At 62.7% G+C, this 10,605-nt stretch carries 15 protein-coding genes; 8 read left to right on the top strand and 7 right to left on the bottom strand.

Annotation, left to right across the window (positions count from 1 at the left end; translation table 11 throughout):
* Positions 1 to 80: 80 nt before the first annotated feature.
* From CT676_RS10995 to CT676_RS10975, 4 genes are all read left to right on the top strand, one after another.
* Complete coding sequence (locus CT676_RS10995) at positions 81 to 1,085, top strand: glycosyltransferase family 2 protein (RefSeq protein WP_135214654.1); 1,005 nt, start codon at positions 81 to 83, stop codon at positions 1,083 to 1,085.
* Positions 1,086 to 2,274: 1,189 nt separating this feature from the next.
* The gene (locus CT676_RS10985; RefSeq protein WP_063986255.1) at positions 2,275 to 2,511 is read left to right on the top strand and encodes a hypothetical protein; all 237 of its coding nucleotides are present in this window, start codon (positions 2,275 to 2,277) and stop codon (positions 2,509 to 2,511) included.
* A 245-nt stretch (positions 2,512 to 2,756) separates the two neighbouring features.
* Positions 2,757 to 2,948 (top strand): hypothetical protein, encoded by a 192-nt coding sequence (locus CT676_RS10980; protein ID WP_085404274.1) that lies wholly within the window; start codon positions 2,757 to 2,759, stop codon positions 2,946 to 2,948.
* Positions 2,949 to 3,210: 262 nt separating this feature from the next.
* Complete coding sequence (locus tag CT676_RS10975; RefSeq protein ID WP_094184405.1) at positions 3,211 to 3,378, top strand: hypothetical protein; 168 nt, start codon at positions 3,211 to 3,213, stop codon at positions 3,376 to 3,378.
* An 888-nt stretch (positions 3,379 to 4,266) separates the two neighbouring features.
* Here CT676_RS10975 and CT676_RS10970 read toward each other — a convergent pair.
* Both CT676_RS10970 and CT676_RS10965 read right to left on the bottom strand, forming a co-directional pair.
* A complete protein-coding gene (locus CT676_RS10970) occupies positions 4,267 to 4,506 on the bottom strand; it encodes a DUF2798 domain-containing protein (protein ID WP_167768020.1) in 240 nt (79 codons plus the stop codon).
* A gap of 93 nt (positions 4,507 to 4,599) precedes the next feature.
* A complete protein-coding gene (locus CT676_RS10965) occupies positions 4,600 to 4,851 on the bottom strand; it encodes a hypothetical protein (RefSeq protein WP_148312138.1) in 252 nt (83 codons plus the stop codon).
* Positions 4,852 to 5,305: 454 nt separating this feature from the next.
* Here CT676_RS10965 and CT676_RS10960 point away from each other — a divergent pair, with 454 nt between their 5' ends.
* Both CT676_RS10960 and CT676_RS10955 read left to right on the top strand, forming a co-directional pair.
* Positions 5,306 to 5,494, top strand: a complete 189-nt coding sequence (locus tag CT676_RS10960; RefSeq protein ID WP_063986254.1) for a hypothetical protein — start codon at positions 5,306 to 5,308, stop codon at positions 5,492 to 5,494.
* 143 nt (positions 5,495 to 5,637) lie between these two features.
* On the top strand, positions 5,638 to 5,877 hold the full coding sequence (locus CT676_RS10955) for a hypothetical protein (RefSeq protein ID WP_028152656.1): 240 nt from the start codon (positions 5,638 to 5,640) through the stop codon (positions 5,875 to 5,877).
* A gap of 3 nt (positions 5,878 to 5,880) precedes the next feature.
* On the opposite strand, the gene CT676_RS10950 is transcribed toward CT676_RS10955, so the two are convergent.
* The gene (locus CT676_RS10950; protein WP_167768019.1) at positions 5,881 to 6,135 is read right to left on the bottom strand and encodes a hypothetical protein; all 255 of its coding nucleotides are present in this window, start codon (positions 6,133 to 6,135) and stop codon (positions 5,881 to 5,883) included.
* 103 nt (positions 6,136 to 6,238) lie between these two features.
* The gene (locus CT676_RS10945) at positions 6,239 to 6,535 is read right to left on the bottom strand and encodes a hypothetical protein (RefSeq protein ID WP_081369444.1); all 297 of its coding nucleotides are present in this window, start codon (positions 6,533 to 6,535) and stop codon (positions 6,239 to 6,241) included.
* Positions 6,536 to 6,898: 363 nt separating this feature from the next.
* Here CT676_RS10945 and CT676_RS10935 point away from each other — a divergent pair, with 363 nt between their 5' ends.
* Positions 6,899 to 7,363 carry a PaaI family thioesterase gene (locus CT676_RS10935; RefSeq protein ID WP_135214651.1) on the top strand — a complete coding sequence of 155 codons (465 nt, stop codon included), beginning with the start codon at positions 6,899 to 6,901 and terminating at the stop codon, positions 7,361 to 7,363.
* A 123-nt stretch (positions 7,364 to 7,486) separates the two neighbouring features.
* Here the strand turns inward: CT676_RS10935 and CT676_RS10930 are convergent, their stop codons facing one another.
* Positions 7,487 to 7,780, bottom strand: a complete 294-nt coding sequence (locus CT676_RS10930) for an HdeA family protein (RefSeq protein WP_014494092.1) — start codon at positions 7,778 to 7,780, stop codon at positions 7,487 to 7,489.
* Positions 7,781 to 7,958: 178 nt separating this feature from the next.
* On the opposite strand from CT676_RS10930, the gene CT676_RS10925 reads away from it, so the two are divergent.
* Positions 7,959 to 8,207, top strand: coding sequence for a PilZ domain-containing protein (locus CT676_RS10925; RefSeq protein WP_244623142.1), 249 nt, complete (start codon positions 7,959 to 7,961; stop codon positions 8,205 to 8,207).
* Positions 8,208 to 8,253: 46 nt separating this feature from the next.
* Here CT676_RS10925 and CT676_RS10920 read toward each other — a convergent pair whose 3' ends face one another.
* Positions 8,254 to 10,302 (bottom strand): pyrroloquinoline quinone-dependent dehydrogenase, encoded by a 2,049-nt coding sequence (locus tag CT676_RS10920; protein WP_135214649.1) that lies wholly within the window; start codon positions 10,300 to 10,302, stop codon positions 8,254 to 8,256.
* Complete coding sequence (locus tag CT676_RS10915; protein WP_085404269.1) at positions 10,303 to 10,527, bottom strand: hypothetical protein; 225 nt, start codon at positions 10,525 to 10,527, stop codon at positions 10,303 to 10,305.
* Positions 10,528 to 10,605: the final 78 nt, after the last annotated feature.

Genomic DNA, 10,605 nt, shown 5'->3' with positions numbered 1-10,605 from the left:
CCCGATGATCTGCTCTTCCGAAAAGCGGCTGCGCTTCATGCTCTGGTCCTTGTCGTGGGCCAGAACGAACTTCAAACTGGATTAAACCCGCGGGGCAAGGTCACTCCCAGAGTTCGGAACACCGCCCATTCATTTCGGTGGCAATACCCACCTTCCGCCGACCGGAGATGGTGCGCCGTGCGATTCAAAGCGTGCTGCAGCAGGAGCACGCCGACTGGGAAATGGTGATCAGCGACGACGAAGGTCCGGAAGGCGCGACCTGGAGCATCCTGTCCGAGCACGCGCGGAGCGACCCGCGCATTCGCGTTATCGAGAACCACCGCGGCCGGGGCCAGGTTGAGAATACCAACAACGCGATGCTCGCATGTCGCGGCGACTGGATCAAAGTGCTGCACGATGACGACTGGCTCACGCCAGGATCGCTTGCGACTTTTGCGGAATTGGCGAGGACGTACCCCGCCGCTGCGTTCATGACCTCCACATCTCATCTCGTTCAGGACAGCGGCATAAGGTACCGGCGAGGACGCCAGGTTTATCTGTATTCGGGCCAGCAGTGCCTGGCGGATCTCTATCTGGCGGGCAAGACCCGATTGCTTGGGATTGTCCCGTCGACCCTGCTGATCAACGGCAATGTCATCCGGGCCGGTTGCCTGATGCGAAACTACAAGTCGATCAGTTGGGGCGTGGACCAACTGTTCTTTCTCGATCTCGCCTGCCAGGGCGACATGGTGGCGATCGACGACGGTCTTGTGTTCTACGACACGACCAACCACGCGAGCATCACGGCATTGGGATCGTTCCCTCAGATCGACCAGGAGACCATCGAACTCAAGCACCTCGCCTGGAGCCTTCTGGAGGATAAGCGCGGACTTCCCGATCCTGAAACGATGGTGCGTGCATTGCGGGTTGCCCGGCTGCGCACACGGATCCGTCGGCAGCCCCTGAGCGCAACGATCCGCGATGCGCTTCAAATCTTGCGCCCCTCGGTTTTGAAGGCGGCCAACCTGGCGATCCGAGCCTGGGCGCGCGCACCGGGTGCGATTGCAACCTTACCGGGGATCGCTCATTGCACGGATTTCCTGTGAGCTCATTCGGCAGTCCCGGTGTCAGAGTTGCCACAGCTGCGTTTGAGACACCGAGATAGGTGACCGAAAATCAGTCCCTCCCAAAGCCGCTCCCGTCTCCCGATCCGGAGCGCACCGAGGAAGCCGGACGGGAGTATGCCGCGGCCCATCGGTCGCGGGAATTTTTGGCAATGCGGCGGACTTGACTGCCGCGCGCCCGCATAGACATCGGGCGCAGCTGTTTCGATGATCGCCAGGCCCTTGCGCTCTCGGTCGGACATCATCCAACCGATGCCACCCATCCGAATGAAAAAATCTGCCCTGCGAGGGTGCCGGTCAGGCAATACGCACGTCTCCGTGGTCTGCCAATCGAAGACGACAGAGAAACCGTACCGGTCCTCGAGATGCATTTGCGCATGCGAATGCGGGGCAGGAAAATTTGGCAATTATGTGCTGAAACGAACAGAGGCGCGGTGGGGGTCGACTAAACTCGGATTCGCTTGGTCTTTGCCAAGGGCCAAGCATCCCCAAGCGGCCCCGGCCTTCACCCCTATCAAGCCCCACCGGCCGGGGCCGTCTTCAGGGACGAGCCTGTTTCCTGGCGTGGTGGCCTTTGATTTCGGGAGTGACGCGATTTGTGGCGCAGAACACAACCTGACGACGAATAGCTGTGGTAGGATGCGAGGCATTGCAACGCCAAGGGTCGTCAGCGCCCCGCGTGGGAACCGTATTAGGGTTGAGCTGTTGACCTGTTTCATAGATGGGCTCAATTATGATCGACGCTGCTAAATGCGAGGAACTCGCAAATCATTACAAGGTCCTCTCTCAAGCATCCGGGGTTTCGGCGGACAGGGCCTTCCTGTTGAAGAACATCGCCCGGAGCCTCACTGGCGTGGCTAGCCAATTGGACAGGCTGGCCGCCCTGACGAGAGACGAAGGAAGGGTGACGCCGCCACAGGTGTAGGAGGATGCAAGGCGGATCGAGACCGTCCGTAAAGGCAGCTATGATTGACCTGGTTCAACGGCGCTCCGCGTCCAGGTCTGCGATTGCCCAACCTGCAAGCGGCGGCCTTGGAATTCTCGTCGGCCAACGGGACGCCAACCGCGCCGCGGGGTTGGGACAGCACCCGGATTGCAGCCGCCGAAATTAAATAGGAACAGTCCTCACAAGGCAGGGTTGGCGCCGATACTCTCTCTGAGAGGCGGCGCCATGGTCCGGTACTTTTTCGATATCCGAGACGACACCGGCCTCTATGCCGACGATGAGGGACTGGAGTTTCGAACCCAGCGCGAAGCAGAGATCGAGGCGACGCAGACATTGAGCGGCCTTGCGCGCGACCTGGCGGGACACGAGGATCGAACAGACGTTGCGATCGAAGTCCGCACCGACGCCGGGCGGGTGTTCCAAGCCGCCCTCATCTTCGAGCCACCGACAACGAAGCAATAGGCCGCCACGGCTCGCCATAAGGGCGTGCACGTCGCGACGGACCGAGGCCGCCTGATCGGTCCATTCCGCGGAGCGCTCGCCCCGCCTCATCTGCGATCTACCTCACTTTGCCCCATCTCGGTCCGCCGCAAGGACGGCGGCTCGTCGTCATGCCTCTGATCGAACTTGAATGTAGCGCTACAATATGTAACGCTAACATTAGTAGCGCTACTTTGCGTACCGTTCGAACAACCTCGGGAGGCACGATGAAGGCAATCCTCAAGATCGCTCTGGCGCTGTCTGTCCTCGCCGGTTCGGTGCCGGCGCAAGCCCAGATTTCGAATGCCGCGACGGCATCGGGCGCCCCGAAGGTCGGCGCAAAGGTGACGAGGAAGTCTCAGTTGCACGACGGCTGCCACAGTCGGCATGCCCAGATGATTGGCAAGCCCTGTCGTTAGAAGCCCTGCCGCTAGAAGCCCTGCCGCTAGCGGGCAAGCGATTCAAAGATCAAGTGATTCAAAGATGATGAGAGGCCGCCTCGGTTGGCGGCCTTTTTGATTTTTGCCGATCCTCCGCATTCGTCACCCTTCGACTGAAGATGACGCGCATCAAAGACGCAGCCGCCGTGCGCCGTCATAATTCCGCAATCCTGCGGCATCGAACCTTTCTGCGATGCCCGGCTTTCTTCGAGATCGGATCGCAACGACGGGGACCAGGAACATGACGGAAGACGCGCACCCCAATGCTGTCAGGCGCAATCACCTCCTGGCGGCGGCGCACGAGGAAATGGTGAAGTTCGAGCGGAAGGAAAACGAGTTTCGCAAGAAGGATCGCGAAGAGCGCGCCGCCGAACTCCGCCTTCCCCTCGGTGAGATCAAGGTCCACTGAGCCTGCCGACGGGCTTCCGATCTGACCAAGGCTGCGCCGCGATGGGCGGCTAGCCGTCGTACCGGCCGTCGGGAATGCGCGCCGCAGAATTGGGCCGGCAGAGCCAGCCCCTGTTCATGTCGAGGATCCGGCATTGCGCTCGGGGTGCGCCCCGGAGCCATTGCGTGGCATTTAAGGTATTTAAATACCACAACTAAGCCATTGATCGCACAACGAAATCGCCCGACCCCCTACTGTGCATGGGGTTGTTTTCCATGTTTTGAAAGGGCGCGGCGGCGTCCTGGGTGCCCACCCAGGATCGAAGCGCCTGCTTTAGCCCGGTCCGGCCTTGGCTGCCGTCCGCCGGTACGCCTTACAGCAGCGCCAGCAGCACGAGGCCGATCACCAGCACGACGAAGCCAGCCGCCGTCGCGGCGGCGAATGACCGCTCTACGTTATCCATGATGCCACCCCGCTGCCGGCGCACCACGTTTCCCCCATGGCGTCGCCGACGATACGAAATCTCGCCGAGGGGTGTGGCTCCAGTGGTGCGATCGGGTGGCCAAATTGGGACGCGTGCGGGGCCAGTCTGCGGCCTCCCGACGCGGATTTCGGTGTCGGCCGTCAGGCACCCGTAAGCCTGGTCTCCTAGTCTGGCTGTGCCCGGTGGACCAACACCGGGCTTCCATACACAGTCGAGGACCCCGCTCTGCCCCGAGCGGGGTTTTCTGTTTGCGGGCGCGGACGCGCGGCAGGTTGAAAGCCGATCTGCCGGCCCTGTCAGGCTGTCGTAAGCTCAACCGGCTAGGGTCGTCTGGCTACGGTGTTGCAGCCCAGCACCTCAGCCTCCAATAACCTTTCACCCGCTTGGCTCTCCCCAAGCGGGTTTTTTTATGCCTGCCGGCCGCCTCACCGAGCCCTCTCCTCTCGCGTCAGCCGCAGCGAGAAGGCGCGGATCGCAGGGGCCGCGAGCAGCACGATCGGCAGCATCGCGGCCCACGCGATCAGCCACGACATCATCCAGTGCGCGAGGAAGACCGTCGCGCCAGAAGCGGGAAAGCTGGCGATGCCCGCCGCGATCAGCGAGGTCAGGCCGGACTGGATGACACCGAAGACGAAATGAGAGTAGCGGCGGGGAATGCCGAGCATGACGCGCCCATGTTGTTTGCCGTCATGAGGCCAAGCAAGGCATATGCCGCAGCGCGCATGGAGTGGACTTCGACGCACACCGCCGGCGTCGGATCAGTGCCGCGAATCGGACAGCGGCGCGCGCCGCCTCGCTTCAGTGCAATCGGGCCGGCTCGATAGTCCTTCGAAACGCCAGAACGTGACGACGCTGGTCTCGCCGCACTCTTCGCAGACGAGCTTCTCGTCACCGAGCATGAAACGCGCGCGCTTGAAGCTCGATGAGGACGCGGGATGCCGGCAATGGGGACAGGTCAGCGAGAAATTCCGTGCACCCCAGCGCAGCACAAGATGTCTCAGCCAGCTCACACCTTCCCCTTCGTGACATCGCGTTCGAACCGTCGTTCACAAGCAGAGCATAGATACATGACACGCAAAAGTGGAAAAGTATCGACCACACCTGTTCGCTTCGAATGGCGGCAGCAACGCGCGCCGCTTTGGGTTCCACAAGATACGGGATGGGATCCGGACCGCGCTTCGCAGCGATGTGTCAAATGCGCGGATCTCGCGTTCCGGGGTTCTCCGACCATGAACAGAGTTCCTCGGCGCGGATGGTTGCACGGCAAGACCGGATGAATTTGCCATGCCTTGCCCGGATTCCGTGCACGGTTTTCGGAACCTAATTTCGTTTGTTTCGGACCGCGCGCGGTTCCAAAGATTACCGTGAATTATCCAAGGCTTACCGCCAAATTTCGCTTGTCGCAGGAATAGGGTGACGCCCAACATGTTCACCGGTGATGGAGGGTGAATCGTGGAGGTGACCATGAATCACAGGGGCGTTGAGTTCACCGTTGCCAAGACGGCGCTTCCCGGAGTCTGGCAGTGGCAGTTCCGCATCGGTGACGAGACCAGGACGGGCAAGACCGAGACGAAGATCGATCTGTTGGCGATCCGGCGCGTCCAGCTGCGCATCGATCGGGAGCTGAAGGCGATCGGGCGCAAGACCGCATGAATAAACCGCCTGAGCCGGGTTCCGCAGCCACGCGCGCGAGGTGTCGTCCGTAGCGGCCCGGAATTGATCTGTCCCAGGTTTGGGACTGCACTGCGCGCGCCCATGGCCCGGGAGGCGGGACCATCATGTGACCGGTGCCAGCCATGCCGCTCTACTTCTTTCGAATTCGGAACGGCCGCTATTCCGGCTGCGCGGACCAGGCGACGGAATTTGCCGATCGCGATGCGGCCTGGAAGATGATGACCAGCATCTGCGCCGACATGGCCGCCGGCCTCGCGCGCAAGCTCAACGAAAACTCCGAATGGCACATGGAGCTGCTGGACGAGGCCAAGGAGCCCGTGTTCCGGATCCGCATCATCGCGGAATCCTTCGAGGAGACTTGAGGCCTAGTCGGCGCTGGGCAGCCGCCGCATGGTGAATTCGATGTCGCCGCCCGGCAGTTCGCGCCAAGTCTCGACCGCGCTCATATAGCCGGCCTTGGGGTAGCGGGTGAAGAAAGCCTCCGCCCTCGCCCGCGCCGCCGGGCGCGGCAGAGTGAAAGTCTCACGCAAGAAGCCGTCGCCGCCGCGCTCGCCCGGCTTGCCGCCCATCTTGCGCCGGCGCGCCATCCGCTCGGCGAGATCCCGCGGACGATCGGCCATGCCGCTCCTCCTCAACGCAATACACTCTCGGAGATGTAGGAAGCAGGCCGGCCGAAGAGGAGTCCCGGCCGGAGGCATCAGCCGCCTCCGATCGGGGACAAGGTCAATTGGCGGTCGTGCCGGACTTCTTCTTAGGCGCGCTGGTTGCGGCCGATGCCTTCGGCGCAGCCGCCTGCTTCGGCGGGTCGGAGCGCATGTTGCCCCAGGGATCGTTGGACGCCTTGGAGTCCGGAATCTTCTTCAGCGTTTCCTTGTAGGCCTTGTCACGCTCGGCTTCCGCGGCCTTTTCCTCGGGGGTCTTGCCCGGACCTTCCTGCAGCAAATTGAGATTGGGCATTTGCGCGTAGGCCGGTCCCGCCAGCACGGCCAGCAGCACCGCCGCCATACGGAAAAGCTTCATCATTGACTCCTTGATCATCCATGAAGGGCGGGTCAACCGCGCCTTGTCGTTCTTGTCAACGGCCCGCCAGGGCCCGAATGGCGCGCTAGAGCCGGTCCGATCTGCACGATTTCGGCGCCTGCAGCCAGTCGTCCCAAATCGGGCCGCATCTGGTGCACCCGTCCAGCGCGAGACCCAGCGCTATCAACCCAAACACAAGGACACACCGACGCAACATCGCCCAACCGTTCCCAAGCCCAGTATCATATCGGCCCAAGTCAGGCATTTTCAAGCCGACAGAGCCGACCGAAGACCGGGTGACTTTGCCGCGCCGATGCGCGCAGAATGGCCGAAACATCCAGCAACACGGGGGGACCGACAGCAATGCCATCGCAGCCAGAAGCCGGGTTCGGCATCGCTGAGGCCAGACGCATACTCGGCGAGGTCTTTGCGCCCTGGGTCCAGGATCTCAACCTCGCCGTCGAGCGCCTCGAGCACCTGCCGCCGTCGGACGTGGCGGACTGGCAGCCGGGCGCGCTCCTGCGCATGCCATTCTCGGAGCGGCTCTGCCGCAACGGCGGCGTGGTGTGCGGCCAGGCGCTGATGGCGCTTGCCGATACCGCGATGGTGATCGCGAACCTCGCCGCCAATCGCGGCTATCGTCCGATGACGACGGTCGACCAGACCACGCATTTCATGCGCGCGGTCTCCTCCTCGGATGTGCTCGCCGACGCGCGTGTGGTGCGGCTCGGACGCACCATGAGTTTTGGCCGTGTCACGCTGCTTTCGGCCTCCGACAACAAGCAGGTGGCGATGGTGTCGAGCGCGTTCGCGATGCTGCCGGGCTGAGCATCATCCAAAAAGAAGAGAGCCGCGTGAGCGCGCAAGGCGCTCCGCGGCTCTCCAATCAATTTCGCATCGAAGCGAGGGACTGAAGCGCGATTGCGTCCGCGCTTCGGTCAGCTTCAGGAATTACTTGCCGAGAATTTCGTCAGCCGCGGTGACGACGCTGACGGTCGGATTCTTTCCGCAATAGGCACCGAACTTCTTGGCGTTCTCGATGAACACCTCGGTGTCGATGATCGCGTTGTCCTCGTCGCCCTTGTACCAGCCGTCCATCCAGGTCAGCACGACCGCGATGTTGTCTTCGCCGCTCTCGAGGAACTGCTTGCAGGTCATGGTCGAGAGGTCCCACTTGACGGCGTGGGCGGGCATCGATGACAGCGAGAGCGCTGCAGCGAACAGAAGCGAAAGCGTGGTCTTCATCAATATCTCCATCGGCGCGTAACGCCATAAAGGAAGGGCTTGTGAGGGAAGTCGGCGGGAAGTGACTCACCGCTCCAACGTCGTAAACGAAGTCTGAAGCGCTGTGCAAGTAGCGCCAGTATTGAGTTTATTTCAACGTAATTTCTATGCACTACTTCACAATCATCGTTATGGATTAATGCCGATGATCGAGAAACGTGCAGCGCAGCGTTACCGTGTTTTCAAGGGCGGAACGATCACCTTTGAAAGCAGCGGCATCGCGTGCACGGTGCGAAACATGTCAGAAGGCGGCGCGGCGATCGAGCTCGATTCCCCCGTCATATTGCCGAAATCATTCACGTTCTCGATCGCGCGCGACAATTTCGTACGGAATTGCCACACCGTATGGCGCAATGACAGGCGCATCGGCCTCGCTTTCGTACGATAGCACGCACGATGTGAACAACCGTTCGCATCGCATACACAACGCAGCATCATGCTTGCTTTATACGACGTCGACGACGCCAGCGCAGGCTCGCGATGGTCAGCACGATGATCGCGAGCGCAATTGCTGACGACGACACCCAGAATCGTCCGCCCGGACGATCGATGGTGCGCGACCACAGCGACGGCCCTTCACCCGGCCGCGCCAGGCGAAATGCAACGACGCTGTCGCCGATCGAGGTGCCGACCTCGGAGTGGCCGCCCGCGCCGATCGCGACATATTGCTCGCCCTTCCAGAGATAGGTCATGGGGTTGGCGACGCCGGGCACCGGCAGCCGGCCTTGCCACAACTCTCGGCCGCTTCGCGCATCGAAGGCGCGCAGATAGGCATCCATCGCGCCGGTGAAGACGAGACCGCCTGCGGTGACCGCGAGCCCGTTGACGAGCGGCGCGCCCCACGGCAGCGGCACGCCGAGCGGCGCAAGGTCTTCCGTGGTGCCGACCGTCGAACGCCAAAGGATCTTGCCGGCCTTCAGATCGACTGCGACCATCTCGCCCCAAGGCGGCTTGTTGCAAAGAAGCCCGAGCGGCGACATCACCACCGCGCGCGACATCGCGAACGGCGCGCCCTTCTGCTGGCCGAAATCATGACCGGGAGGCGGATCGAATCCAGCCGCCTCCGCACGCGGGATCAACTTGATGAGATGAACGGCGCGGGCGGTGTTGGCGTAGAGGATCTGGTTGACCGGGTCGAAGGCTGCGCTACCCCAGTTGACGCCGCCGCCGGTGAAGGGAAACTCCGCCGTGCCTTGCGTCGAGGGTGGGGTGAACAACCCCTCGTTACGTGCCTCCGCGAATTGCCTTTCGCAAGCGGAGCGACCCAGGCCAGGGAGGAGCGAGAGCGCATCCTCAGTCGAGATTCTTTGCGATGTCAGCGGCGGCACATGCGTCGGGAATGGCTGCGTCGGCGATAGTCGTTCACCTTCCGCGCCGCCTTGCGGCACCACGCGCTCTTCCACCGGCCACACCGGCTTGCCGGTATCGCGGTCGAGCACGAAGACAAATCCCTGCTTGGTCGGCTGAATCACGACATCGCGCTGGCCGTCTCCGGTGTCGATACGCGTCAGCGTCGGCTGCGACGCCAGGTCGTAATCCCAGACGTCGTGATGCACGGTCTGGAATGCCCACACGAGCTCGCCGGTCTCGATGCGCAGCGCGACCACCGAATTGGCGTGTTCGTTGTTGCCCGGCCGCTTGCCGCCCCAAAAGTCCGGCGACGGCGAGGATGTCGGCAGGAAAACCAGCCCGCGGGCCGCGTCGACCGACATCGGCGCCCAGACATTGGCGTGACCAGCTTCGACACCGTCGCGCTTGAGCGGCTCGAAGGTCCAGCGCGGCTGGCCGCTGCGCGCATCGAACGCGCGCACCACGCCGCTTGGCGCGTCGACGCGGCGGTTGTCGCCGATCGCGGAGCCGATCACGAGGACACCGCGGCCGACCGCCGGCGGCGAGGTGATCTGGAATTCGCCGGGCCAGTCCAGCTTCATGCCGATATCCGGCCTGACCTCACCGCCAGTGCCGAAACCGGCGCAGGGAATCCCGGTCTTTGCATCGAGCGCGATCAGGCGGACATCGTTCGTGCCCATGAAGATGCGCGACCGACAGGCGGCATTCGCGGGCGCCTCATCGTCGATCCAGTAGGTCACGCCGCGGCAGACATAGCGATTGGCGGGCCGCTGATTGGTCGCGATCTTCGGATCGAAGCGCCATTTCTGCGCGCCCGTGCCAGGATCGAGCGCGATCACCTCATTGAAGGGCGAGCAGAAGATCAGGCTGTCCTCGACGAACAATGGCGTCGCCTGGAATTTGGTTCGCCGCATCACCTCGGGCGGCCGCGCCGCGAGATCGCCGGTATGGAATTCGAAGGCCCGAACCAGATTGCCGACATTGTCGAGCGTGACCTCCCGCAAAGGCGAGAAGCGTGAGCCGCCGGGATCGCCACCCCAGCTCTCCCAGGCGATGCCTGGCCACGAGGAAAACAAGAGGAGCACGATGGCGGCGGCCGACTGACACAGACGGCTCGCCAACGCCCCCCTCATTTATTTGGGCTTCTTGGCAGGTTCAGCCGGACGGGCTCCGCCCCACGGGTCGTACTTCTCCTTGGGCTCCGGAATGCGCTCGAGCGCGGCCTTGTAGGCCTTTTCGTCGACCTTGGGCTTATTGTCCGACTTCGCTTCGTTCGGCTGGCCTCTGCTGCGGCCCTGCGCCTGCGCCGACGCAGCCGTTAGTGCGAGCACGGCGGCCGCGATGACCAAAATCCGCATTGATGCAATCCCCCTCGTCTGGGGCACAAATTAGCCTGCAATCCCGTAATAGCAAATGCCGGGGGGCCGGGATTTCAG

This window comes from Bradyrhizobium sp. MOS001 (assembly GCF_004634465.1).
GTDB classification, from domain to species: Bacteria; Pseudomonadota; Alphaproteobacteria; order Rhizobiales; family Xanthobacteraceae; genus Bradyrhizobium; species Bradyrhizobium barranii.
This window is presented reverse-complemented; position numbering and strand designations above follow the sequence as displayed.